This is a genomic window from Nocardia sp. XZ_19_369 (assembly GCF_015355715.1).
Classification (GTDB): domain Bacteria; phylum Actinomycetota; class Actinomycetes; order Mycobacteriales; family Mycobacteriaceae; genus Nocardia.
In genome coordinates, this window is the sequence record NZ_JACVED010000012.1 from 64,368 (window position 1) to 89,544 (window position 25,177).

The following is a 25,177-nucleotide window of genomic DNA, read 5'->3' on the forward strand; positions in this document are numbered from 1 at the left end:
CGTTCAGCGCCCCGCGAGCAGCATCTCGGCCACCTTGGTGTCGGTGTCGGCGCCCTCGGTGTAGCCGCCCTGGTCACCGAGTGAGGTCATGATGGCCAGCGTGTAGCGCTCGTTCGGGCCGGCGAAGCCGACCGAATTCACCACCCAGCCACCCTGTTCGGCGGACCAGCCGTTCTTCAGGCCCGGCCGCATGTTCGCGCCCGCGCCCCACACGCCCCAGTGCTGGTTGCTGTCCACCGAGCGCATCCGGTCCAGCAGGTAGTTGCGGTCGTCGGGGTGCATGACGTTGAGGATGTGGTCCATCAGCCGGTCCAGGTCGGCGGCGGTGCACTTCTGGAACGACCAGTCCGGGAACAGCGCGGTGTTCGTCGGCTGGGGAACCAGGGTGTTCATGCCGTTGTTGCGGAAGGCGTTGTTGAACGCCATCCGGTCCAGGCCGGCGTACTTGTTCCACAGTCGGTCGGCCGCGCCGTCGTTGGACGTGGCGAGCATCGACTCCATGGTCATGCGATCTTCCGGCGTCAGGTTGATCGCACCGACCCTGGCGCGGTTCAGCAAATCCTCCGCGATCGCCAGTTTGATCGTGGAGGCGGTCCAGACCGCGTTCTCCGCGTTGGCATTCGCGTAGACGCCGCCGGAGACCCGGTCGCGCACAACGTAACCGGTGACACCGGGGCGGCCGGTCAGATACTTATCGACCGCGGCGATCCGGCTGCTCATATCGCAGTCGAAACCGGCCAGGCACGCGCTGGTGTGCGCGAGTGGCGCGGCGGCCGCGCTCGGCAGCACGTGCGGCGCGCTGGGGATGAGGATCGCCGCAGCGGCGAGGACACAGGCGGATGCGGCCACGCGGGGAACGGTTCGGGTGGCGGGCGAGGGTTGACGCACGAGGGATCACGATCGCACATCCGCGAGCTCGATGCACGTCTTGAGCTCGAATTCGGCGTGTGCTAAAGGTTGTGTACTTGCGTCCCAGCGGGTTTCGGCCACCACGAACCATTCAGCGGAACGCGGCCTGTAATTCCTCTACCGTGCGCCCGTTGAGGCGGTAGCAGTGCTCGAACGCCTCGGTGTGCTGATCACGCGGCCACGAATGTAGGACGACGGTACGGCCGTAGCCTCGCGAGTTGACGAGCTCCCAGCGATCTCCTACGCGGCGGACTGTGAACCCGCCTCGCGGAACCAGGGGAATCACCATCGCAATCATGAACGCGAACCAGCCTTTCGGTGCAGCTCTCTCGTCCTCCCCGGTTCAGCACTGTTGCACATCGGGCGCGCGGATCCGAGCGGACACGGCGTAGGAATGTGTTCTTATGTGGCTCATTTCACTCCAGTCACACAGGTAACAGAAACGAGTCCGTTCGGACCTGCTTCGGGGTGGCACAGTGGAGTCGGAGCGGCTGGGCGTATAAACGTGCACGAAGCCCGAGGCGCCTCGCCACAACCGAGCAATCCGGCAGCCGCGCACCGCGCAGCCCGTCCACCGAGCGCCGTCCGATACTCCACCTACCGAGAGGGCGCAGATGCCGCTGCACATCCACCGTGCCGAGCGCGCCGATGTTCTGGCGGACGGGCTGGCCGAACTGCTGGCCACGCCGCTGCCCGACCCGTTCGCGGCGGAGGTGGTCGCGGTGCCCGCGAAGGGCGTGGAGCGGTGGTTGACGCAGCGGTTGTCCGGGGTGCTCGGCGTGTCCGGCGCGGCGGCGTTCGCCCCGTCGTTCGACGCTGCCTCGACCGACGGTGTCGCCGCTAACATCCAGTTTCCTTCGCCGTCCGGCCTGGTCGCCACCGCGCTGGCGGCGGCGAGCGGGGTGCGGCCGGAGGATGATCCGTGGGCCGGTGAGCGCGTCGTGTGGACGCTGCTGCGGGTGATCGACGCCTCCCTCGGCGAGCCGTGGTGCGCGGTGCTCGCCCGGCATCTCGGTGCGCGGGACCCGTCGGGGCGCGACCACCGCATCGGCCGCCGCTACGCCACCGCCGCGCACCTGGCCGCGCTGTTCGACAGCTACGCCGCGCAGCGACCGCGGCTCATCACCGAATGGGCCGCCGGGTCCGATACCGACGGCGCGGGCAATCCGGTGCCCGACGATCTGCTGTGGCAGCCGGAGCTGTGGCGACGGCTGCGCGCGGAGGTGGGTGCGCCGAGTCCGGCCGAGCGTCTCGAGGGTGCGTGCGCGCGGCTGCGCGCGGAGCCTGAACTTGTTCCAATTCCGGCGCGGTTTTCGTTGTTCGGCGCGACCAGGATGTCCACCGATCAACTCGCCGTGCTGTCGGCGTTGGCGGCGAGCCGGGAGATCCATCTGTGGCTGCCGCACCCGAGTCCGGTGATGTGGACCGAGCTGGTCGGGAGTCCGGCCGCTGGTTCGCGTGCCGCCGATCTCAGCGGCAGTGTCGTCGGTCACCCGCTGTTGGCCGGGCTCGCGCGTGACGTGCGGGAACTCCAGCAGCGCTTGACCGCTACCTCCGACACCTACTATCCGATCGCGTCGGATGAGCTTGCGCCGGAAGGGGATACATCTGGGCTGACGCTGCTCGGCGCGTTGCAGGCGGGTATCCGCGACGATCGCTGGCCGCCCTCCGCCGTGCGTGCCGGTGATGGCACGGTGCAGGTGCACGCCTGCCACGGACCCGCACGCCAGGTCGAGGTGCTGCGGGAATGCCTGCTCGGTTTGTTCGCCGCGGACGAGACCTTGGAGCCCAGGGACGTGCTGGTCATGTGTCCTGAGGTAGAGGCGTACGCGCCGCTGGTGCGCGCGGCGTTCGGGCAGCGGCTGCCGGGATCGACCGAGCAGGCGCCGGATTCGGCGCACCCGGCGCACCGCCTGCGGGTCCGGCTCGCCGATCGGGGTCGCGGCATCACGAATCCGTTGCTCGCGGTGATCGGCGTGCTGCTGGAGCTGGCCGACGGCCGGGTCACCGTGACGCAGGTGCTCGATCTGGCGGCGGCCGAAACGGTCCGGCGGCGTTGCGGTTTCGACGACGACGATATCGAGCGGTTGCGCGAGTGGGCCGCCGAGTCGGGCGCGCGCTGGGGGATCGGGCAGCGGCAGCGAAAGGCGTTCGGGCTCGCCGACTTCGCGCAGAACACGTTGAACGCGGCGGTGGATCGCATCCTGCTCGGTGTCACCGCGGGTGAAACCTCCGAGGCTGGATTGGATGGCGGCTCCGCAAGCTCCGCCGGCTGGCTGGATCTCGCGTTGCCGCTGGACGACGTGGACAGCAACGACGTCGATCTGGCCGGCCGGTTCGCCGAATTCATCGACCGGCTCGCGGTCTGTCTGCGCGATCTGCGCGGACCGCGCCCGGCCCACGACTGGGCTACGGTGCTCGGCCGGGCGCTGGATCTGCTGACGGACGTACCGGATTCGCAGGCATGGGTGCGCACCGAGGCGCGCCAGGAGCTGGCCGCCGCCACCGAGCATGCGGGCGATGTGCCGCTGCGGCTGGCCGACGTCGCGGTGCTGCTGCACTCCCGGCTGGCGGCCGCGCCGACCCGCGCCAACTTCCGCACCGGTGAGCTGACCGTCTGCACCATGGTGCCGATGCGTTCGGTGCCGCATCGCGTGGTGGTGCTGCTGGGCCTGGACGACGACGTGTTCCCGCGCACCAGCGGCGTGGACGGCGATGACGTGCTCGCCCGCAATCCGCTACTGGGCGAACGTGATCCGCGCAGCGAGGATCGGCAGCTGCTGCTCGACGCGATGCTCGCGGCCCAGGACAAGCTGCTGGTCTTCCACACCGGCGCCGACCCGGTCACCGGCGCCCACCGCCCGCCGGCCATCCCGGTGGCCGAGCTGCTCGACGTGCTGCGGGCGCACGTCGGTGCGGCGGGCATGGACGCGGTGGTGACCCGACATCCGTTGCAGGCCTTCGACCGTCGCAACTTCCGGTCCGATGCCCCGTTCAGTTTCGACACCGTCGCGCTCGCCGGCGCTCTGTCCGCCGGGGAGCCAGCGCAGCCGCGCCCGGCGTTCCTGCCCGAGCCGCTGCCCGCGCCGGAACTCACGGATGTGGCCCTGGCCGACCTGATCTCGTTCGTCGAGCACCCGATCCGCGCCTTCCTGTGGCAGCGGCTCGGCCTGCGCGTCCCCGAACACGAGGAGGACATCGCCGACCGGCTGCCCATCGAACTCGACGGCCTGGCGAAATGGGAACTGGGCGAACGACTCTTGGGCGCCCGCCTCACCGGCGCAGATCCGGCCGGACTCCGGGCCGCCGAGTGGCGGCGTGGCACGTTGCCGCCCTTCGGTTTCGGTGCCGCGGTCCTCGACGAGGTCGAGCACACGGTGGACAAACTGGTACGTGCCTCGCAGGGCGATTACGAGGGTGCCCCGCGCGCCGTCGACGTCGCGGTGGATCTCGGCAACGGTCGCAGGCTCACCGGCACCGTGCCGGAGGTGCGCGGCGAGACCCTGGTCCGCACCACCTTCTCCCGGCTCGCCCCGAAACACCGGATCGCCGCCTGGGTGTCGCTGCTCGCCCTCGCCGTCACCGAGGATCGCTCCTGGCGCGCCGTCACCACCGGCCGTGGTCAATTCGGCCGCCCCGCATGGCGTTCGGAGATCACCGCGCCGGATATGCCAGCGGCCCGGAGCATCCTGCGCGAACTCGTCGCGCTGCGCGATGCCGGGCTGACCGAGCCGCTGCCGATCGCCCCCGGCTCCACCGCCGCCTACGCCGAACGCCGGTTCCGCGGCGCCAACACCGACGAAGCCATCGTCGCCGCCGAACGCGAATTCAACGGCGGCCCGAACGGACCCGGACCCTTCGGCGACCACACCGACCGCCACCTGCGCTACGTCTGGGGTCCGGCGCCGCGCCTCGAACACCTGATGGAGATTCCCGCGCCACCCGGCGAACCGGGGGAGACCACCCGCTTCGGTGCGCTCGCCCGCCGCATGTGGGTGCCGTTGCTGAGCGCCGAGAGCCAGGGGCAACCGTGAACCACGGCAGTATGGCGGTGTTCATCACGCGTGTCGGTGGCACCGCGAGGCCCGGCGGACCGGCAGAATGGCGGTTTCGGCGGGTCGAGAGGCGGGTGTTCGCGTGACCGTGCAAGACACCTCGTTCGTGGTGCCCGAGATCGACGCGCCCGACAGTTTCGAGCCGTACGGACCGCTGCCGACCGGGACTACCGTGCTGGAGGCCAGCGCGGGGACCGGTAAGACGCACGCGATCGTCGGGCTGGCGGTGCGATATGTGGCCGAGGCCGGGATCGATGTCTCCCAGTTGCTGCTGGTGACGTTCAGCCGCGCGGCCACGCAGGAGTTGCGGGAACGCACGCGGGATCGGTTCGTGGTCGTCGCGGCCGGTCTGGCCGATCCAGAACTGGCGCGGGCGCACGCCGACGAGCTGATTCGGCATCTCGCGCAGGCGGATCCGGACGAGGTGCGGCGTCGGCGGGCCCGGTTGCTCGCGGCTCTCTCGGATTTCGACGCGGGCACCATCGCTACCACCCACAGCTTCTGCCAGCGGATGCTGGACGAGCTCGGGCTGGCGGGCGAGCACGATCCCGGTTCGCGGCTGGTCGAAAACGTCGATGAGCTGGTCGGCACGGTCGCCGACGACCTCTACCTGAACCGCTACGCCCGCACCGAACCGCCGTTCTCGGTGAAGGAGGCGCACACGTTGGCGCTGGCTGCGGTGCGCGACCGGCACGCGGTGTTGATGCCGAAGGGCGACGGCGCGGCGGGGGAGCGGGTGGCCTTCGCGACCGCGGTCCGGGCGGAAACCGAACGGCGGAAGCGGCTGGCCGGGCTGCGCGATTTCGATGACCTGCTGGTGCTGTTGCACGACGTGCTGGCCGACACCGAGCACGGGCCGCGCGCCTGCCGCCGTATTCGTGAGCGCTATCGGGTCGCGCTGGTCGACGAGTTCCAGGACACCGATCCGCTCCAGTGGGACATCCTGCGCCGCTCCTTCCACGGGCACACCACGTTGGTGCTGGTCGGTGATCCGAAACAGGCCATCTACGCTTTCCGCGGCGCCGAGGTGCTCAGTTATCTGGATGCGGTCGGGCACGCGGACACCCGTAAAGAGCTCACCACCAACTGGCGCAGCGATGCCGGGTTGCTGGCCGCGCTGGACCATCTGCAAGGTGGAGCGGCGTTGGGGCACAAGGAGATCACCGTGTATCCGGTGGCCGCCACTCGGCCGTGGTCACGACTGTCGGGGCCGGAAGATCTCGTCACGCCGATGCGGATGCGCTGCCTGCCGCGTACGGGTGCGGGGCCGTTGAACAAGTCCGGATTCCCGGCTGTTGGTCGGATGCGCGCGAAGGTCGCCGACGATCTGGCTGCCGACATCGTCCGGTTGCTCGAGTCGGGCACCTCGCTGGCCACGTCGGCACGCCACGTCGGTCCGGATCCGGTGGCAGGGCCGCATGCCGCAGTCGGTGGGCCGATCGTTGATTCGGCACTGGAGCTGAGCGGTTCGCGGGAGGCGGGTCGATCGTCCGGCGGAAGTAGCCCGTCGGGCGCCGCCGGACAGCTGGCTGCCGGCGTGTCCCCTGGGACTAGGCCGATCAGCCCCGGCGATATCGCTGTGCTGGTACGGACGCGTTCCCAAATCGACGTGGTGCGTGCGGCTTTGGACCGAGTCGGCGTCGCCTCCGTGCTCGCGGGCGGTACCAGCGTGTTCGCGACGAGCAGTGCCACCGATTGGCTGTGGCTGCTGCGCGCACTGGAGCAGCCGCACCGCGGTGACCGGGTGCGGCTCGCGGCATGCACACCACTGATCGGCGTCACCGCAGCCGAGATCGACAGCGGCGGTGCGGATCTGGTCGGCCGGGTCAGCTCTCAGCTTCGTGATGCCGCCCGGTTGTTCGCCCGCGCTGGTTTCGCCGCGGTCTTCGAAAAGATCTCCGCCGAAGCCGATTTGGCGCAGCGGCTGCTCGCCGTCGAGAACGGGGAGCGGCAGCTGACCGATCTGCGGCACATCGCGCAACTGCTCGATCAGGTGGCGCTCACCGAGTCTTTGGGGTTGACCGCGTTGACCCGCTGGCTGGCCGACCGGGTGCGTGATCCCGCGTCGGGCACTGTGGCCGACCGTAGCCGCAGGCTCGACCGCGATGCCGCGGCCGTGCAGATCGCCACCGTGCACGCCAGCAAGGGCCTCGAATTCCCCATCGTGTACTTGCCGTTCGCCTGGGACAACGCGAAGAACCCGTATCCGGCGACGCTGCTGTTCCACGACGACAACGACATGCGCGTGCTCGACGTCGGTGGACCGGACGCGTCCGGATACGCCGAACGCAAGCTGCGCAGCGAGACCGAAGAGGCCGGCGAGGAACTGCGCTTGCTCTACGTCGCGCTGACCCGGGCCATGTGTCAGGTCGTCGCGTGGTGGGCGCCCGCGATCACCACCGCGGCCTCGCCACTGCACCGGATGATCCTTGGTCGCCCCGACGGCGGCGACACCGTACCGCCGCGGGCCGCCGTGCCCGCGGACGCCGTTGCGCCGAACATGCTTTCGGCGTGGGCAGGGGGAGCGGCGCAAGCCATCTCGGTGACGGCCGTCGCCGGAACCGACGATGTCGCGATCCAGCGGGTGCGCACCGAGCCCGTCACCGGCGACCTCGCCGCCGCCCGCTTCGACCGCAAGCTGGACCAATTGTGGCGGCGCACCTCGTACTCGGCGTTGACCGCCTCCGCGCACGGCCCGGTCACGCCCGAGCCGGAGATCGAACCCGAGGACACCCGTGGGCCGGCCGACGAGCCGAGTGCCCCGGTGGTCGCCGAGGTCGAAGAGGTGTTCGCCGGCGCGCCGTCGCTGATGAACTCGCTGCCCTACGGTGCCGAGTTCGGCACCCTCGTGCACGGCGTGCTCGAGCTGATCGACACGGACGCAACGGATCTGGCCGCCGAGGTGGACAAGCGTTGCCGTGCTGCGGTCGACGAACTCATGGCCGAAGCCGACCCGGAAGTACTCAGCACCGCGCTGCTCGCTGTACTGCGCACCCCGCTTGGTATCGGCTCGCTCGCCGACATCTCCAGCCGAGATCGCTTGAACGAGTTGGAGTTCGAGCTGCCGCTGGCGGGTGGCGACGCGCCGAGCGCCGAGTCGGCGACGCTGCGGCAGATCGCGGACCTGCTGCGCACCCACTTGCCTGCCGACGACGACCTTTTCGTCTACGCCGACCACCTGGCGACCCTCGATGACCTTCCGCTGCGCGGCTACCTGACCGGCAGCATCGACGCCGTGCTGCGGGTAACCGATGGCGCGGACACCAGATACGTGATCGTCGACTACAAGACCAACCGCCTCGGCACCGGCGACCTCACCGTCGAGCACTACACGCGCGACCGGATGGCCGCCGAGATGATGCGCTCGCACTACCCGCTCCAGGCTCTGCTGTACGCGGTCGCGTTGCACCGCTACCTGCGCTGGCGGCTGCCCGGCTACGACCCCGCCCGCCACCTCGGCGGCGCCTGCTATCTGTTCGTCCGCGGCATGGTCGGCCCCGAAACCCCGAACGGTTACGGCGTTTTCGACTGGAACCCGCCCGCCGCCCTCATCATCGCGCTGTCGCGCCTGCTGGCCGGCGAGGTCACCCGATGACCGCCATGCACCACAGCCGCACACTTTCTGATTTCCCGCAGAGGGTTTCGCATGCGATTCGGTGTGCGGGAAGTCGGAAAGTGTGCGGCTCGGCCCGGAAGGTGGGTTGGTGACCTCGATTCAGTTGGCGCAGCGGGGGACGGGGCTGTTGCGGACGTTCAACGAGGCGGGGGTGCTGTCGGCCGCGGACGTGCATGTCGCGGTGCGGTTGGGGCGGTTGGGGCGTGAGGACACCGAGGCGGTGCTGTTCGCGGCGGCGCTGGCGGTGCGTGCGGTGCGCTCCGGTTCGGTGTGCCTGGAGTTGTACCGGATGCGCGAGATCGGCATCGACGCCGACGAGACCTGGGACACCGGCGAGCGCATCGATCCGGCGACGCTGCCGTGGCCAGATATCGACGCGGTGGTGGCCGCGCTGCGGGTCAGCCCGCTGGTGACCGGTGGGCCCGCGGGCCCGCTGTGCCCCTTGCGGCTGGTGGAATCGCAGCGCCGCGACGACACCGGCCCGCTGCTCTACCTGGACCGGTACTACCAGCAGGAGCAGACCGTCCGCCGCGTGCTCACCGAGCGGTCCGGGCACCATCCGGTGGTCGACCCGAATATCGTTCGCCGCGAACTGGATCGGCTGTTCGACGCATCGGTCGGCGGCGTACCCGACCGCCAGCGGCTCGCGGCCGCCCTCGCCGCGACCCACTGGACCACGGTGGTGGCCGGCGGTCCGGGCACCGGCAAGACGCACACCATCGCGCGCATCATCGGTCTGCTCGACGCGCACCGCAAAGCGAATCCCAAACTGCCCGCACTGCGGATCGCACTGGCCGCGCCGACGGGCAAGGCGGCCGCGCGCCTCCAGGAGGCCGTGCGCGAGCAAGCCGACGAACTCGGCCTGCCCGACCTCACCGCCGCCACCCTGCACCGCCTGCTCGGCTGGCAGCGTGGCCGCACCACCCGGTTCAAGTACCACGAATTCAACCGGCTCCCTTACGACGTGATCGTCGTCGACGAAACCTCCATGGTGTCGCTCACCATGATGAGCAGGCTGTTCGCCGCGCTGCGCCCCGACACCCGGCTGGTGCTCGTCGGCGACCCGGACCAGCTCGCCTCGGTCGACGCGGGCGCGGTGCTCGCCGACCTGGTTGCGGGACCCGTTGCGGGCACACCGAATCCGATGCTCGACGAGATCCTCGGCGCGGACGCACCGGAATCGGCTGCACCGGACAGCAATTCATCGGCATTGACCACGCTGGAGCGAACTCGCCTGCGCGGCGGCATCGTTCGACTGACCCGCGGCCGTCGCTTCGGCGGCCGGATCGCCGACCTCGCGGTCGCGGTGCGCGCCGGCGACGCCGATACCGCGCTCGAACTGCTCCGCGCGGGCGGTGACGAACTCTCGCTCAGCGCACCCGATGAGATGGCCGGTGTGCGGGCCGATGTCGTGCGCGCCGCGCGCGAGGTGACCACCGCCGCGCTCGACGGTGACGCGGCGGGCGCGCTCACCGCCCTCGAATCGCACCGCCTGCTGTGCGCCCACCGGCAGGGTCCGTTCGGCGTCGAGCGCTGGGACCGGATGGCTGCCGAGTGGGCGGCGGCTGGGGGTGCGGGACCCGATTCGCACCTGGCGCCCTGGTATCCGGGCCAGCCGCTGCTGGTCACCGCCAATGACCACGAGGCCCGCATCTACAACGGGGACACCGGCGTCGTCGTGCGCATGCCCGACGGTTCACTGCGCGCCGCCCTGCAACGCGGCAGCGAACCGTACCTGGTGCACCCGACCCAGTTCCCGGCCGTGGTCACCGTGTTCGCCATGACCATCCACCGCAGCCAGGGCAGTCAGTACGACACCGTGTCTGTGGTCCTGCCCGAACCGGAATCGACGCTGCTGACGCGGGAACTGCTGTACACGGCGATCACCCGCGCCCGCCGCCACGTCCGGGTCATCGGCACCGACGAGTCCATCAGGGCCGGTATCGCACGCCGGGTGCTGCGCGCCAGCGGGCTGTCCCGCCGCGAGGACGGCCGATGACCGGCGCATCTCACGTTTCCGGCGTCGTGGACGTCTACCCAGTGTGAGATTGCCTCCGTTCGAGGAAGTGGTGGCCGAGTACGGCCCGATGGTGCTGCGCGTCTGCCGGGCGGTGCTCGGTCCGACCGATGCGGCCGACGCGTGGTCGGAGACGTTCCTGTCCGCCCTGCGCGCCTATCCCGACCTCGACCCGGGGGCGAACATCGAGGCCTGGTTGGTCACCATCGCGCACCGTCGCGCGATCGACGTCGGTCGCGCGCTCACCCGGGCCCCGGTCCCGGCCGAGACGCTGCCCGACCGTCCGGCCCCGGACCCCGACCCCGCCGATTACGACCCGCACCTCTGGGCCGCCCTGAAAGCGTTGCCGCCCAAGCAGCGCCAGGCGGTCGCCTACCACTATCTGGCAGGCCTGCCACACGCCGAGATCGCCGTGCTGCTCGGCAACTCCACCGATGCCGCCCGCCGCGCCGCCGCCGACGGCCTCAAAACGCTGCGCAAGCTCTACCCGAAGGATGACTCATGATGGCCACCATCGACCGTGGCGACCCGAACGGCCTGCTCGACGGCCTCACCCCCGACCGTGCCCTGCTGGCCGAGCTGCGCCGCCGGTTGGCCGTGGACGCGCAGACCGCAGGACTGCTCGACGTCGCCTACCGCACCATCGACACGCCCGTCGGCTCGCTGCTGCTCGCGGCGACCTCAGCGGGTCTGGTGCGCGTCGCCTACCCCAACGAGGACCACGACGCCGTCCTGATCACGCTGGCTGAGCGGGTCAGCCCGCGCGTACTCGCCGCACCGGCGCGCCTGGATGCCGCGGCTCGCGAGATCGACGAGTACTTCGCCGGTGCCCGAACACATTTCGACCTGCCTTTGGATCTGCAACTGACCGGGGGATTCCGCCGTCAGGTAATCGAGCATCTCAGCGACATCGGCTACGGACGTCGCGAAAGCTATGCCGCCGTCGCGGCCGCCGTAGGCAATCCGCGGGCGGTCCGTGCCGTCGGCTCGGCCTGCGCGCACAACCCACTGCCCGTGGTGATTCCGTGCCACCGGGTGGTGCGCAGTGACGGATCGATCGGTCAGTACGTGGGCGGCATCGACGCCAAGACGACGCTGCTGACGCTGGAGGCGGCATGAGGGAAACCCTTGCTCCGCTGGCTGATCGAGTGGACGCGCAGTCCTGGCCCACGCTGGTCGACGAACTCGACTCGTACGGTTGCGCCCAGACCGGCCCGATCCTGACACCCGACGAGTGCGCCGAGTTCGCCGAAATGTGGGATGACGTAGCGCGATTCCGCTCCACCATCGACATGGCGCGCTATCGGTTCGGTCAGGGCACTTACCGCTACTTCGCCGATCCGGTGCCCGATCCGATCATGACGCTGCGCGCGGCGTTCTATCGAAAGTCGTTGCCGGTGGCGCGATCCTGGGCCGAACGGCTCGGTGATCCGGCGCCGTGGCCGGACGACTTCGCCGACTGGCTCGACGCCTGCCACGCCGCCGGGCAGGTCAAGCCGACGCCGATTCTGTTGCGCTACACCGAAGGTGACTGGAATGCCTTGCACCGTGACCTCTACGGTGACCTGGTGTTCCCGCTGCAAGTGGTGATCGGGCTGGACCGGCCGGGGGTCGACCACACCGGTGGTGAGTTCCTGTTGGTCGAGCAGCGGGCGAGGGCGCAGTCCAAGGCCACTGTCACCGTGCTGGAGCAGGGGCACGGTCTGATCTTCACCACGCGCGACCGGCCGACGCCGTCGAGTCGCGGCTGGTCTCGGGCCCCGGTGCGCCACGGTGTCAGCCGAATCCGTGGTGGTATCCGGCACACCCTCGGGCTTGTGCTGCATGACGCCCAGTAGCGACTACACGCTGCTCGACGCAGACGGCCGCCCGTACCGCAGTCCGACACCGGGCCGGTACGGCGGTCACCGGCGCGGTCGGATCTATGGCCGCTTGGACTGCCCGTCCGCCTTACGTGCCTTGGCGCGCGGCGTGTACCACACGCATCGCGTCTTCTTCGCCGACGAGTCCACCGCGATCAGTGCGGGCTATCGGCCGTGTGCGGTGTGTCTACCGGAGCGGTACGCCGCGTGGAAAGCCGCGCGGGACAACAATTCTCAGTGATCTCACGTTCCGGGGCCGGCCACCGTCTACTGGGTGACAAGATCGCCGAACAGGAGCACATCATGCAGATCTCAGCCGCCCGGACCGTGCACGCGTCGTCCCTCGGTAACGTCCGTATCGAAGCGAGCCCGGTGGGCGTCAGCCGGGTGGTCTTCACCGACGACGCCCCTGCCACGCCTACTGCCGAGAACTCGTGTGCGCTGGAATATGTGGTGACGGCGGTCGCTCAGCTCGACGGCTACCTGACGGGCACCCGCAGCGAGTTCACCGTTCGCACGGACCGGTCCGCGCTGAGCGCCTTCGACCGTCAAGTCCTGGAAACTCTGGAAAGCACCACTCGGTATGGCGGCACGACCACCTACGGGGCGCTCGCTCGCGCGCTCGGTCGTGGACCCGCGGACGCCCGCAAGATCGGCGGCGCGTTGTCGCGCAACCCACTGTTGATACTGATCCCGTGCCATCGGGTCCTCGGCGCGGACGGCGCTCTCACCGGCTATGCGGGTGGACTGCCTGTCAAACGCGCGCTGCTGGACCTCGAGTCGGTCGATCTCCTGTTGCCCGTCCTACCGGCCTGACGAGGCAGGTGCGCCCCTCCCACCACGTGAGTGGGAGGAGCTCAATCCGGCCTGATCAGATGGCGCGGACGTCCGTGGCCTGCGGACCCTTCTGGCCCTGGCCGACCTCGAACTCCACGCGCTGTCCCTCATCGAGGGACTTGAACCCGGACCCGCCGAGAGCCGAGTAGTGGACGAAGACGTCGGGACCGCCGCCGTCCTGCGCGATGAAGCCGAACCCCTTCTCCGCGTTGAACCACTTGACGACGCCCTGTGTCATATTTTCTCCTCTTACTCGGTGATTGTTCAGTCCACGGAAATCTTGCGAAAAACAAGGACTCGGTGGACAGCATTCCATGCGCGCTTGCCGCATGGTTAACGCGGGCGGGCGGATTGTGTGCAAAAGCATTCTCCGCTCACTGTGCTACCGGCTTGCCGCCGACAGCACTAGCGCCGCGCAAGCCTACCTTTTTCTCGCCGATTGTGCGTGGCGCGGCCTGTGCGGCGTGGCAGACAACCAATTTTGTTCGCTCGGCGCGCCGCGGGGGTTCGGTGCTCGTGGCGTGGTCGATCGGTCGGTGCTGGATCGCGCTGGCCTGGGAGTGCGTCGGTTCGGGTGCTGGGGGCGTGGCAGGGGCGTGCTGGGGCCGATTCGGACATTTCGGGGCGAAATCCGCCGGTTTTAGTGTGATTTGTTCGCTGGCGTCCTGCGGTAGTTCCGTTCGGGCTGGATGTCGATGGTGTGCACGGTGGTGGCGGGTGCGAGTGAAATTTCATGGTGTGCAAATTGGTGCTCAGCGGTGCGCTCGCTCGGCCGGTGGCGGACTGCTTGTACGCCTGGCGCACCTTCGTGTCGAGTCTTTCGTAAATTCTTGGCAGGGAGCTGTCGGGCAGAAAATTTCTTCGTGCTGCGCGGGGTGGTTGCCTCGGCGAGGGCTGGTCGAGCACGGGCGTTGCGGGCGACGAAGCTCCGGCTGTGCGGGCTTCGCGGTGGGTGCTCATCGCTGTCGAAGCATGCTGGGCGTTCGCCGGGGTCCCGCGTCCTCGTGAATCAGCCAGTCGTGCAGCCGTTTCCGGGATCGTTCTCGCGCACGCATCGACAATGCCTGTCCCCGTGCGTGATCAGCGTCATCGCAGCTGGTCCGAGGTCTGGCGGGGACATCACACGGCATGCCGACCACCCTGTCAAGACCCGAATCTTGGTCTTCCACTTCGGGTTTTGGGCCGATCGCGCGGCGGTATAACGGGATAGTGGCGGCTTCAAAATATCTGGTTTCTGTAGTCGGTGTGTTGCTGGTTTCGCTGCTGTCCGTCGGCTCGGTAGCGGCGGTGCCGACCGGGGCGCGGCTGGTCGAAGAGGCGTCGCTGGGCGGTTCGGTCTCGCGGATGGATGTCTACTCGCCCTCGATGGATCGGGTGGTGACCAATCGGGTGATTCGGGCGACGGGCGGTCCCGCGCCGACGCTGTACCTGCTCACCGGGATTGGTGGGGGTGTGGACGGCATTTCGTGGTGGGACGACACCGATGTCCGGGAGTTCTTCGCCGACAAGCACGTCAATGTGGTGATGCCGGTGGGTGGCGCGTTCAGCCTGTACACCGACTGGATCGCCGACGATCCGGCGGTCGGGCGCAACCGGTGGCAGACCTATCTCACCCGCGAACTCCCCGGAGTTCTCGACGCGGAGCTGGGCAGCACCGGACGCAATGCGATCGCGGGGGTGTCGATGAGTGGGGGATCCGCGGTGGACCTCGCGATTCAGGCGCCGGAGGTGTACAGCGCCGTCGCGGCGTACAGCGGGTGTCCCTGGAGTGCGGACGCGGTCGGCGCGGCGATGGTGAACGCGCAGGTGCTGCGCGGCGGCGGCAATACGGCGAACATGTGGGGTGCGCCCGGCAGCGAACTCTGGCGGGCGCACGACGCTTTCGCCAATGCGTCCGCACTCGCCGGGAAGGCGATCTACCTGTCCGCCGCCACCGGCACGCCCGGCGCGATCGACCAGGGCGGGCTCACCTTCCCGCCGCTCGAGGCCATCGCGAGCTCGTGCACCGCGTCCTTCGCAGGCAGGCTCGCGCAGCTCGGTGTGCCCGCGGTACACATCAACCGGCCGGAGGGCGCACACACTTGGGGGCAGTTCGAAACGGATCTGCACGATTCCTGGCCGCTGCTGGCCGGCGCGCTCGGTGCGTGAAATGTCCGATTTGCCAGGCGGTTTCCGAGATTAGGGTCTAGCGTCCCTGACTTCGGCTCGCCTGCCGGCGCCAGCGAAGGACCGGTTGCCTGCTTTACGCTGCTCTTCCGGAGATTTGGCAACCGGAGGATGCATGTCGAGTGAGAACGAAACGGTCAGCCGCAAAAGGGATTCGGCCGCCACCAGTGCCGCGATCCTGACCGCGGCGCAGGAATTGTTTGCCGAACGGGGGTACGAGCGCGCCACGGTGCGCGACATCGCGACGCGCGCCGGCGTGAATCAGGCGCTGCTGTTCCGGTACTTCGGCAACAAGGACGAACTGTTCCGGGCCGCGATCGCGGACCAGGGGCGGCGCACGCTCGAGGCAGGGTCGGTCGACGGGCTGCTGAGCAGGCTGCTCGCGCGGGCGCTCGAACCGGCCGGCTCGGTCGCGCAGGGGCAGTGGTTGCAGGCGGCGCTGCGGTCCAGCGGACACGACGAGGGGGTGTCGGCGATCCGCCGCGAGTTGGGCGACGAGTACGTCCGCGCGTTGTCCACGCTCAGTGACGATCCCGATAGCGAGCTGTATGCCGACCTGCTGCTCGCCTGGTTGCTCGGCATCGGATTGATGCGTTCGGTGCACCGCAGAGAGCCGCTGGCCAGCGCCGACCCCACCACGGTTGCTCGCCATGTGCTGCGCGCCGCGCAGGTGCTGTTGGACCGAGTGGACGTGAATTTCCCACCGCCGTAACGGAATCCGACCGTTGACGGGGCATTGTGACCTCCCTAACATGGAGTCTTGTAAGCACTTGCTTACATCGCTTACCGCGCCAGCCGGCGTCGGCGAAGGGAGACCCGCATGACCGTGAAAACCGAGGTGCGTCACTACCCCTTCGGTGAACCCGTCCGCCTCGACATGGACCCGCTGTTCGCCAAACTGCGCCGGGAGGAACCGGTTTCCCGCGTGCAGCTGCCCTACGGTGTCGAGGGCTGGCTGGTCACCCGCTACGCCGACGCCAAGCTGGTACTCGCCGACCCCCGATTCAGTCGTGCGGCCACGGTGGACCGCGAGGACATCCCGCGCACCACACCGCAACCGTCGCGGCAGAACTCGCTGCTCAGCATGGACCCGCCCGAGCACAGCAGGCTGCGCAAGCTGGTCGCCAAGGCGTTCACCAGCCGCCGGGTCGAACAGCTGCGCCCGCGCGCGCAGGAGATCGTGAACGAACGGCTGGCCGCGATCGAATCAGCCGGGCCGGTAGCGGATTTGGTGCAGAGCCTCGCCCTGCCGCTGCCCGTCACCGTGATCTGCGAGATGCTCGGCGTTCCCACCGAGGACCAGCACCGGTTCCGGGATTTCTCCGACACCGTGCTGTCCACCACCGCACATACCCCGGCCCAGATCGACGCCGCGCGTACGGCTTTGGAGGACTACCTCGCCGAGTTGGTGGCGCAGCGCAGGGCGCGGCCGACCGACGATCTCCTCGGCGCGCTCGTCGCCGCCCGCGACAACGAGGACCGGCTCACCGAGGACGAACTCGTCAACCTCGGCATCGGCCTGCTCATCGCCGGCCATGAAACGACCGCCAACCAGATCGCCAACTTCACCTATGTCCTGCTCAGCGAACCGCAGCACTGGGAACTGCTCTGTGCCCGTCCGGAACTCGTGCCCGCCGCCATCGAAGAACTACTGCGCTACGTCCAACTCGGTTCCGGCGGTTCGTTCGCCAGGGTCGCCACCGAGGACGTCCCCATGGGCGAGGTCACCGTCCGCGCAGGCGAGTCGGTCATCGTCAACACCCAGGCCGCCAACCGCGACGAAGCCATCTTCGACAACTCCGAACAACTCGACCTCACCCGAATCCACAACCCCCACATGGCATTCGGCCACGGCGTCCACCACTGCCTCGGCGCCCAACTGGCCCGCCTGGAACTGCAAGTCGCGATAGGCTCACTGCTGCACCGCTTCCCGACGCTGCGCCTGGCCGTCCCGTTCGAGGAAGTACCGTGGAAGACCGGTCTGCTGGTCCGCGGACCCACCGCGCTCCCGGTGACCTGGTAAGGGGAAACAAGTATGGCTGACCAACATTGGCGCATAGAAGTCGACCGAACCACCTGCATGGGCTCCGGCATGTGCACCGGCCTGGCCCCCGACCACTTCACCCTCATCGAAGGTCGCTCCAGTCCCCTCACCGACCTCGTCCCACCCGACGATCTCCTCATCGATGCCGCCGAATCCTGCCCTATCGAAGCAATCCTCATCCGCGAGGAGGAAACCGGAGCCATCCTCGCTCCTGAACAGTGAGTGGTGGAGGCGGTGGTGCGCCTACAACCATGCCCGCCGAGCCGGCCCCTTACGCTGCCAGTGTGATCGAGATCGGCTCGAGGGCGCGAACGCTGCCCGCACCTCCGCCCGTCGTATGGGAGTCGCTGACGCAGCCGCGGCGCCCACAAGGGCGTGCGTGGCTCGAGTTGCTTCCCGACGAGGTCGAACCCGAAGTGCTGCGTGCGGACAAGCCCAACAGGGTTGTGTGGTCGTCACTTTGGCCGAGCCGCCCCGATGACCAGGTGCATTTCGAGCTGACGCCAGTCGCGGCCGGACAGACCCTATTGAGATTTACCCTACTGACCCCAACGGAACCCCCGGACCAGAGCAAAACCGGACACCTTCGCCGCCGCCTCAACCACCTACTCTTTGCTGACCTCCGGTTCTCGTACGGTCAGTGATCGGGTTCGCCACGCGTCAGCGCGGCGTTGGGTGGATGGACCGTCGGCGATCCAGGGCTGCCTGGATAAGTGCTCGGGCGGGTGGTCCCGTCACGGATTGGCTTGCGAAGATGTTGAATGCGCGTCCGTAGAGGGCTATCTCCCTGGGCTGGGTGATCGCGAGGCCGGCCGTGCTGCCTTCTTCCTTCACCAACCGATTGTCGAACATGACAAAATTGTTCATCAACACTTTGGCCTCAGCTGTCAACGGGATGATTCCGAGCATGACGCGTGGCAACCCTATGACTGACAACAGTCGTTCCAACTGGCCGACCATGACTTCGGTATCCCCGACTGTTGTGTAAAGAGACTGCTCTCCGATGAGAAAGTGAAAGCGCTTGTCGCGTCTATACAAAGCCTGCTGACGTTCCATCCGCTTCGATACGCCTTCGTCGAGGTCGTCGGGGACATCGTAGAACTCGATCACGTTCTGGAGAATCGCTCTGGCGTATTGTGCGGTTTGGAGTAGCCCGGTGACGATGTATGGCTGATAGTTTCGGATGAACCTGGCTTCCGTTTCGAGTTTGCTGTTGACGGCGCTTTACTCCGGTCTCGAGTATTTGCTTCCACTCGATGTAAGCGGAGTCGATGTTGTGGAGAGTGGCCAGTAGATCGGCGAGCTGATCGTCCGCATCGGAATGAGCGCAATACGCGCGAATGTCGGTGTCAGATGGCTTGATCCGGCCGTACTCGATCTTCGAAACCTTGGACTCATGCCAGCCTTCTCGCCTGGCGAGTTCGACGCCGGTCAACCCGGCAGCTCTCCGGATCTGCCTGAGCCGCTTCCCGAGAGTTTCCCGAGCCTCCTGTACCGAGTTGGTCACTACCCGGTGTCGGCCTCGGTGTGTGCGTACTCATCGAAAGGCGTCGCCAGTGGCCAGAGTCGGTCTTTCGCGCTACGGCAGTAGCTCACTATCCAAGGGTCCTTGGTTGCCGCCGCACCGCCGACGGCCCGTCCTTCGCCATCTGCGAGATTGAACGCAACTCGTTCATTGTCGAATATCCACCAGTCATCGGACGGCACTTCACCAGCGCTATGGCGTGGTATGTATCGGATATCTTCACCGGCTTCGACGTTGAGCGCCGCCAGCTTCAATAACCACCGATGGTAGTCGGTGTGTGGAACAGTTACCACCCGCACGCGACGTAGGGTAACGCCGCGCGCGGTGGTTTCCTGCACGAAGTCGTACCAATCCTGGAACCACGATCGAAGATCGAACGGCTCGTTGTTCAGAAATCGATCGAATGGCTCGGACTCTCCCGGCACGCCATAAGAGTCCCGAACTTCCAGCCGGAACGCTTCGTTGCGACACTCGTGGAAGAGTTGCCTAGTCGGTAGGAACTCCACCGTAATAAGCCCTCCCGCTTCTGGGTACCTCGATGGCGGTTTCGTATTCTTCCATCGTCAGCTGGTCGAGTGTGTCACGGTCGACGATCGGTCGACCAGTGAGTCTGAAAGTGCCACGGCCCGTATCCGCCATCGGTGTACCGATGTAGGTATCTTTATCTGTGAATCCCAGTAGGAGGTGCGGAATTTCGACTACCTCCGGCTTGTCGGTTTTCCAACCTTGGACCAGGTAACTTCCCTGATCGGTGGCGTACAAGCTTGGACAGTCGTCCTTGCCGGACCCGCCTTTACCGAGGAACTGTAAGCGCATGATCTAGCCCCCTGCCGAGAATCATGCACGGCCTTTCCGTGCTCCTCACATGATTCCGCACTTGCACCGAATCCGTATACAGACAGGCGAATACGTGCAAGCTTGTGCAAGATCGTGGCCCACTTCCGAGTTCTATTCCTACCGTCGTAGGTGGCGCTTGGGGCTGGTGCAGCCGACCTGGTCCCGAGCTGCCGACCAACTACGACAGCAAGGGGTTCACTGTGCCACTGCCGAAGACGCGCCCCGGTGCTTGCCTCGCGGTGCGGTGCTGCCCGCTCGATCCGACCGAGGTGAACCGATGAGCCGACCGATTGCGATCGGGTATCTGCGCCGGGATATTTCCGGCATATCTCAGCCGTGGCACGAGACTCAAATCCGCAGTCTGGCAAAGCGACTTGGGTATGAGGTGGCGAAGACGGTGGTGTTCGGGCGGGACACCGAGGCACCGGTCGACCGCTTATTGGAGGTTGTTCGCAGTGCGGCGGCTGAAGCAGTGGTGGTGCCCGGGCCCGAACACTTCGGTGGCAAGGTGCCGGAGCGGTTGGTGCGCGTGTGCGATGTGATCACCGTGTCGCCGCAGTACACGTATGCGCGTTCCTACGCCTCGCCGTTCCTCGGGGACGGTGCGTGAACTCAATGGGTGGGGTTCGGAGGTCGGCGTAGCTGGCACCCGCAGGATTGCGGCTGGTCAAAAATGGGTTGGCGTGGGGGGTTGGGGGTCGTAGGGTGATGGCGTTTGCGGAGTGCGTGTGGGTGCTCCGATCGAGTTCTGAGGTGATGACGTATTCCTTCCCAGGCCGCGTAGCCGTTTTCCGGCACTGAACCCGTGAGCCGCTGAGGCGTGCTCCGGGTCTGCCGTGGACGGCTTCTCCCGCGGCCTGGGCTTTGTCGTACCCGTTTCCATTTTCTGTGCGCAGTTGGCGTACGTGGCCCTGGCCTGCCCGTATCTCTTGCCGACTATCGCAACAGGAGTTTTTGTGTCTTCGGAGACCCTCGGGGCCGTCTCATGATTCGCGTGCTGATCGCCGGTGGTTTACGGCTGCCTCGTGAAGCGCTGGCTGCCGTTTTGTCCGGTGTGCCTGGCGTGCAAGTGGTTTCGCAGGTGGGCCTGGGTAGTGCGGTGGTGCCGGGTGCGTTGCGTACTCGGCCGAATTTGGCGCTGTTGGATGCTGATCTGCCGGGGCTGGATGGGGTTTCGGCTGCGGCGCAGTTGAAGTCGGCGGTGCCGGAATGCCGGGTGATCATTGTGACGGGGCCGAGCCGGCCCGATGTGCTCAGGGCGGCGTTGGCGGTTCGGGTGGAGGGGGTGCTGAGTAAGGGGGCATCGATCGAGGCGTTGACCGATGCTGTGCGCAGGGTTGCGCATGGGGATCGGGTGTTGGAACCGCAGGCAGTTGCCGAAGCACTGGGTGGTTCCGAGAATCCGATGACTGCCCGGGATCTCGAGATTCTCCGGCTGGCCGCGCAGGGGCGCACGCCCGGGGAAATCGCTGAGGCGCTGCATCTTTCGGCGGGGACGGTTCGCAATAATCTGGCCGCCATCAATCGCAAGGTGGGGGCTCGTAATCGCATCGAGGCGATACGGATCGCGGTTGGCCGGGGATGGATCTGACGTGCATTTTGCACGGAGAGGCGTGCGATCTGCATCGGTCGGTGGGCGGGCAACGCTCGCGCGGTTCGCCATCTTCGCTGGTCAGCCGCGTACGCGCCGTTCTATTCGCGAATAAAACGCAGCGCACGGCTCGTGCCTTGCCGCCAACAATATCGCTGCGAACAACCGATGCCGAGCCGATGGCGATTGCCGGCGGAGAACAGGAGAGATGATGTCTGCTCAATGTGACGTATGCGGTAAGAAGCCGAGCTTCGGCAAGCGGGTGGCCCGCGCCGGACGCCGTGCGCAACGGCGGTACGTCAAGGGGCGGACGAGTCGCCGGTTCAATCCGAATATTCAGCCGGTGCGGACTGTGCAGAACGGTGCGCCCGTGCGGATGAAGGTGTGTACCTCGTGCATCAAGAAGGGCAGCGTGCAGCGGCGCGCATAGCCGCAGCGACAGTGCCGCAGCTTGTTTCGAGACCGGCGCACCGATTCTTGGCATGGTTGACCGGTGGTCGGCATCCGCGGTACGAGCGAGACGAATTCCCTTGCCACGACTGCGGATTGCCGACCGCGCCACTCGACGGTCCGGACGAGTGGTACACGGTGCACGACCGCGTGTGGGACTGCGCTGCGGCTTCGGCGGACAACATTCTGTGTATCGGCTGTCTGGAGACTCGGCTCGGACGCCGTTTGCATCACACCGATTTCGTCGCCGCAGCATTGAACGATCCGGATTACGGACACCACAGCTGTCGACTGCAAAGCCGCCTACGTCCACTGCTCACGAACTGAGTCCTGCTAGTGGACCGATCGGGAACTGGTGGTGGCATCGACCGAGAGCGCCGCACCACCAGTTCCCCATGATCACCTGTCCAGCAACGCTTCTGCTTCGACAATTGCCTGGGCGAGGGACTTCGGCTCAGGCTCGAGCCCGGCGACGATCGCGTCGATACCCCGTAGCCCGGCTTGTCGCAGTAGCCGCTTTTCGTTGGTAACCCATTCACCGCGAGCGGCCAGAATCGCGTGTGCTGTCTGCATTGCAGCGATACCGAGAGTTGCTGCTAATTCCGTAGATTGGGCACGAACCAAGTAGTTGTCTTTGGCGTATTGCAGAGTCATCGTGGCTCGACTCCGCCAAATCGGCGGCGCCGCTTCACGAAGGGCAGCAGGGTAGGACGGCCGGGGGAGCGCGCCGTGCAGCACCTGGTTGATGGCGAGCTCAGCGACCACCAGATAGCTGGGGATACCAGCAAGGTGGAACATCAGCGGCTCCCAATGGAACCGACCTCGCTCAGCCTCGGCGAGTTCATGGTCGACCACATCGAGATCGCGATAGTGGACATCGACTTTGCGACCATCGATGGTGAACCACGCCCCACCGTTGAAGACACCACCACCCCAACCACCGATCTCGGAAACCTCACCATCCCAGCCGATTTCACGGAGCGAAGCGGGGTCGAACGTTCCGCGGTAATAGATGGCGAGGTCCCAATCGCTGTCCGCGGTATGGGTGCCCTGCGCGCGAGAACCACCGAGGGTGACGGCGCGGACGCCGGGGAGAGTGGCCAATCGGCCGCTGACGTGCGTAAGGAAGGTTTTGTCGGTCATAGTCGTCCCAGGGGTAAGCGGAGTGATGACGGATACGGGCAGCACCGCCGGGCGCTGAACCACAACGGGGGCAGCGTTATTCGGCGGGCGCACTCGGCATCGGTCATCACTCCACGAGTCGGATCGTACCGGGCCGGCGCGACGAACTCGAACGATTTTCCGGGCGGCTACCGCTCGGGTGGTTTGGGCCGGGCGCGCAGGTGCGCACGTTCGCCCTGTTTGCCGAAAAGGCTGAGGAATTCGACGGGTTCGGCGTCGGCGGCACCGAACCAGTGCGGTACGCGGGTGTCGAACTCGGCGGCCTCGCCGGGGGTGAGGATCAGGTCGCGTTCGCCGAGGACGAGCCGCAACTTGCCGTTGAGGACGTAGAGCCATTCGTAGCCCTCGTGCGTTTTCGGCGACGGTTCGGTGCGGCCGGAGTCGGCGGCGATCACCATCTTGAAGGCTTGGATGCCGCCCGCTCGGCGGGTCAGCGGGAGGATCGTCATGCCGTAGTGGGTGACCGGTCGCAGGTGGATGCGTGGGTCGCCGGTGGCGGGGGCGTCGACCAGTTCGTCGAGGGTGACACCGTGGGCGCGGGCGAGGGGGAGTAGTTGCTCGAGGGTCGGGCGGCGGCCACCGGACTCCAGGCGAGACAGGGTGCTGACCGAGATGCCGGTGGCGGCCGAGAGGTCGGCCAAGGTGGTTTCGCGTTGCTTGCGCAGTGCGCGCAGCCGTGGTCCGACCGCGTCCAGTGCCTGATCGAGATCGTCGTCCATGCCGCCATCTTGCCAGATCGGCAACAAAGGTTGCACATATGCCGGGCTCGGTCGCATGGTGGTCGCGGAGGTGGTCGAGATGACTGAACAGCTGAAAGACGGCTATGACGTGGTGGTTGTCGGCGGTGGCGCGGCCGGCCTGAGCGGGGCGCTGATGCTGGGACGAGCGCGGCGGTCGGTGCTGGTGATCGACGCGGGCGCGCCGCGCAATACCCCGGCGACCGGCGTACACGGACTACTGGCCCGGGAGGGTATGCCGCCGGGCGAGCTGCTGGAACGCGGTCGAGCGGAGGTGCGTGGGTATGGCGGCGAGGCGGTCACCGGTGCAGTCACCGCTGTCGACCGGGCGGACGACGGATTCACGGTGTCCCTGGCGGACGGCCGGTCGGTCCGCGCACGGCGACTGCTGGTGACCACCGGCCTGGTCGACGAGCTGCCGGACGTCGCCGGGCTGCGCGAGCGGTGGGGACGAGACGTGCTGCACTGCCCGTACTGCCACGGCTGGGAGGTGCGCGACCAAGCGATCGGTGTCCTCGGCACCGGACCGATGGCGGTGCACCAGGCGCTGCTGTTCCGCCAGTGGAGCGCCGATATCACGCTCTTCACGCACACCATGCCATCGCCTAGCCCCGAGGAATCGGAGCAACTCGCTGCCCGCGGCATCAGAGTGGTGGCAGGCGAAGTGGCAGCCTTGGAGATTGCGGACGACAGATTGGCAGGCGTGCGCATGAGCGACGGCACGGTGGTCCCGCGCGAGGCGGTGACGGTACAGTCCCGGATGGTGGCGCGCACGGATTTCCTTGCGGCACTGGGTCTTCAGCCCGCGCAGCACCCTTCGGGGATGGGCGAGCACATCCCGGCGGACGCGGCCGGCCGTACCGACGTGCCCGGCGTGTGGGTCGCCGGCAATGTCACCGACTTGTCCGCGCAGGTCGGCGGAGCCGCGGCGGCAGGCGCTTTCGCGGCAGCCCAGATCAACGCCGACCTGGTCACCGAGGAGACCCGCCGCGCGGTGGACGCGTACCGAAACCCGTTCTCCCCGAAGAACGAAGCGGAAGTCGGGGAGTTGGTGTCGGCCGAGCGTCGGCACGGACTGTGATCGACGCGATCACCTGACCCGCGAGATCACCCCTCGGGCAGCGGAATCAGCTCGAGATGCTCAGCCGCCTTCGGTGTGCCGCAAGCACTGCGACCGGACACCAGGTCCACCCCACCGCCGTGCGACACCAGGAACCTGCCACATACGCAGCGCAGATAGCGCACCGCCCCGTGTGCGGAGACGAGCATGGGTGAGGGCCAGGAGCAGGAGGGGCAGGCGGCGGACATGGGAGCTAAGCCTGGGTAGTCACCGAAGGTATTGCAATCTT

At 67.4% G+C, this 25,177-nt stretch carries 24 protein-coding genes and 1 pseudogene; 16 read left to right on the plus strand and 9 right to left on the minus strand.

From position 1 onward, the window contains the following. Positions 1-3: 3 nt before the first annotated feature. The gene (locus IBX18_RS36510) at positions 4-849 is read right to left on the minus strand and encodes a tat pathway signal sequence (RefSeq protein WP_194838015.1); all 846 of its coding nucleotides are present in this window, start codon (positions 847-849) and stop codon (positions 4-6) included. Positions 850-1,523: 674 nt separating this feature from the next. Between IBX18_RS36510 and recC the strand changes: the two genes are divergently transcribed. From recC to IBX18_RS36550, 8 genes are all read left to right on the plus strand, one after another. Beyond that, the gene (gene recC, locus IBX18_RS36515; protein WP_194838016.1) at positions 1,524-4,943 is read left to right on the plus strand and encodes an exodeoxyribonuclease V subunit gamma; all 3,420 of its coding nucleotides are present in this window, start codon (positions 1,524-1,526) and stop codon (positions 4,941-4,943) included. 103 nt (positions 4,944-5,046) lie between these two features. Next, positions 5,047-8,559: a UvrD-helicase domain-containing protein gene (locus tag IBX18_RS36520; protein WP_373889257.1), complete on the plus strand. Its 3,513-nt coding sequence runs from the start codon at positions 5,047-5,049 to the stop codon at positions 8,557-8,559. Positions 8,560-8,668: 109 nt separating this feature from the next. Then, entirely contained in the window at positions 8,669-10,579 is a 1,911-nt protein-coding gene (recD, locus tag IBX18_RS36525; RefSeq protein WP_194838018.1) for an exodeoxyribonuclease V subunit alpha, read from the plus strand. A gap of 49 nt (positions 10,580-10,628) precedes the next feature. Further along, on the plus strand, positions 10,629-11,102 hold the full coding sequence (locus IBX18_RS36530) for a sigma-70 family RNA polymerase sigma factor (protein ID WP_228542385.1): 474 nt from the start codon (positions 10,629-10,631) through the stop codon (positions 11,100-11,102). Continuing rightward, entirely contained in the window at positions 11,102-11,716 is a 615-nt protein-coding gene (locus tag IBX18_RS36535; protein ID WP_194838171.1) for a methylated-DNA--[protein]-cysteine S-methyltransferase, read from the plus strand. The genes IBX18_RS36530 and IBX18_RS36535 overlap by 1 nt, the downstream gene beginning before the upstream one ends. Continuing rightward, entirely contained in the window at positions 11,713-12,435 is a 723-nt protein-coding gene (locus tag IBX18_RS36540) for a 2OG-Fe(II) oxygenase (protein WP_194838020.1), read from the plus strand. The genes IBX18_RS36535 and IBX18_RS36540 overlap by 4 nt, the downstream gene beginning before the upstream one ends. Beyond that, the gene (locus tag IBX18_RS36545; protein ID WP_194838021.1) at positions 12,422-12,700 is read left to right on the plus strand and encodes an Ada metal-binding domain-containing protein; all 279 of its coding nucleotides are present in this window, start codon (positions 12,422-12,424) and stop codon (positions 12,698-12,700) included. Before IBX18_RS36540 ends, IBX18_RS36545 begins: the two co-directional genes overlap by 14 nt. A 62-nt stretch (positions 12,701-12,762) precedes the next feature. Further along, complete coding sequence (locus IBX18_RS36550) at positions 12,763-13,275, plus strand: methylated-DNA--[protein]-cysteine S-methyltransferase (RefSeq protein WP_194838022.1); 513 nt, start codon at positions 12,763-12,765, stop codon at positions 13,273-13,275. Between the two features lie 55 nt (positions 13,276-13,330). On the opposite strand, the gene IBX18_RS36555 is transcribed toward IBX18_RS36550, so the two are convergent. Beyond that, positions 13,331-13,534, minus strand: coding sequence for a cold-shock protein (locus tag IBX18_RS36555; protein ID WP_069166293.1), 204 nt, complete (start codon positions 13,532-13,534; stop codon positions 13,331-13,333). Between the two features lie 1,007 nt (positions 13,535-14,541). Here IBX18_RS36555 and IBX18_RS36560 point away from each other — a divergent pair. The 4 genes from IBX18_RS36560 to IBX18_RS36575 all read left to right on the plus strand — a co-directional run bounded on the left by IBX18_RS36560 (position 14,542) and on the right by IBX18_RS36575 (position 17,728). Next, positions 14,542-15,444: an alpha/beta hydrolase family protein gene (locus IBX18_RS36560; protein ID WP_306796563.1), complete on the plus strand. Its 903-nt coding sequence runs from the start codon at positions 14,542-14,544 to the stop codon at positions 15,442-15,444. Positions 15,445-15,577: 133 nt separating this feature from the next. Beyond that, positions 15,578-16,174: a TetR/AcrR family transcriptional regulator gene (locus IBX18_RS36565; RefSeq protein WP_194838024.1), complete on the plus strand. Its 597-nt coding sequence runs from the start codon at positions 15,578-15,580 to the stop codon at positions 16,172-16,174. A 108-nt stretch (positions 16,175-16,282) separates the two neighbouring features. Further along, the gene (locus IBX18_RS36570) at positions 16,283-17,485 is read left to right on the plus strand and encodes a cytochrome P450 (protein ID WP_194838025.1); all 1,203 of its coding nucleotides are present in this window, start codon (positions 16,283-16,285) and stop codon (positions 17,483-17,485) included. A 12-nt stretch (positions 17,486-17,497) separates the two neighbouring features. Further along, complete coding sequence (locus IBX18_RS36575) at positions 17,498-17,728, plus strand: ferredoxin (RefSeq protein ID WP_194838026.1); 231 nt, start codon at positions 17,498-17,500, stop codon at positions 17,726-17,728. 438 nt (positions 17,729-18,166) lie between these two features. Here the strand turns inward: IBX18_RS36575 and IBX18_RS42520 are convergent, their stop codons facing one another. The 4 genes and pseudogenes from IBX18_RS42520 to IBX18_RS36590 all read right to left on the minus strand — a co-directional run bounded on the left by IBX18_RS42520 (position 18,167) and on the right by IBX18_RS36590 (position 19,847). Further along, positions 18,167-18,691, minus strand: a complete 525-nt coding sequence (locus tag IBX18_RS42520; protein ID WP_306796580.1) for a DUF5753 domain-containing protein — start codon at positions 18,689-18,691, stop codon at positions 18,167-18,169. A 163-nt stretch (positions 18,692-18,854) separates the two neighbouring features. Next, positions 18,855-19,013: pseudogene (locus IBX18_RS43290) on the minus strand (helix-turn-helix domain-containing protein); the annotation flags it as partial. After that, on the minus strand, positions 19,013-19,537 hold the full coding sequence (locus IBX18_RS36585) for a DUF6879 family protein (protein ID WP_373889258.1): 525 nt from the start codon (positions 19,535-19,537) through the stop codon (positions 19,013-19,015). The pseudogene IBX18_RS43290 and the gene IBX18_RS36585, both read right to left, overlap by 1 nt. Then, a complete protein-coding gene (locus tag IBX18_RS36590) occupies positions 19,518-19,847 on the minus strand; it encodes a hypothetical protein (RefSeq protein ID WP_194838027.1) in 330 nt (109 codons plus the stop codon). Before IBX18_RS36590 ends, IBX18_RS36585 begins: the two co-directional genes overlap by 20 nt. Positions 19,848-20,145: 298 nt before the next feature. On the opposite strand from IBX18_RS36590, the gene IBX18_RS36595 reads away from it, so the two are divergent. The 3 genes from IBX18_RS36595 to rpmB all read left to right on the plus strand — a co-directional run bounded on the left by IBX18_RS36595 (position 20,146) and on the right by rpmB (position 21,889). Beyond that, positions 20,146-20,478, plus strand: a complete 333-nt coding sequence (locus IBX18_RS36595; RefSeq protein WP_194838028.1) for a hypothetical protein — start codon at positions 20,146-20,148, stop codon at positions 20,476-20,478. A gap of 375 nt (positions 20,479-20,853) precedes the next feature. Further along, positions 20,854-21,459 carry a response regulator transcription factor gene (locus IBX18_RS36600; RefSeq protein ID WP_194838029.1) on the plus strand — a complete coding sequence of 202 codons (606 nt, stop codon included), beginning with the start codon at positions 20,854-20,856 and terminating at the stop codon, positions 21,457-21,459. Positions 21,460-21,670: 211 nt separating this feature from the next. Next, complete coding sequence (gene rpmB / locus IBX18_RS36605; protein WP_167768759.1) at positions 21,671-21,889, plus strand: 50S ribosomal protein L28; 219 nt, start codon at positions 21,671-21,673, stop codon at positions 21,887-21,889. A 419-nt stretch (positions 21,890-22,308) separates the two neighbouring features. Here rpmB and IBX18_RS36610 read toward each other — a convergent pair whose 3' ends face one another. Further along, entirely contained in the window at positions 22,309-23,052 is a 744-nt protein-coding gene (locus tag IBX18_RS36610; protein WP_194838030.1) for a nucleotidyltransferase domain-containing protein, read from the minus strand. Positions 23,053-23,219: 167 nt separating this feature from the next. Further along, entirely contained in the window at positions 23,220-23,810 is a 591-nt protein-coding gene (locus IBX18_RS36615; RefSeq protein ID WP_194838031.1) for a helix-turn-helix domain-containing protein, read from the minus strand. A gap of 79 nt (positions 23,811-23,889) precedes the next feature. Between IBX18_RS36615 and IBX18_RS36620 the strand changes: the two genes are divergently transcribed. Further along, a complete protein-coding gene (locus tag IBX18_RS36620) occupies positions 23,890-24,909 on the plus strand; it encodes an NAD(P)/FAD-dependent oxidoreductase (protein WP_194838032.1) in 1,020 nt (339 codons plus the stop codon). A 26-nt stretch (positions 24,910-24,935) separates the two neighbouring features. Here the strand turns inward: IBX18_RS36620 and IBX18_RS36625 are convergent, their stop codons facing one another. Continuing rightward, a complete protein-coding gene (locus IBX18_RS36625; RefSeq protein ID WP_135231888.1) occupies positions 24,936-25,136 on the minus strand; it encodes a hypothetical protein in 201 nt (66 codons plus the stop codon). Between the last annotated feature and the right edge of the window lie 41 nt (positions 25,137-25,177).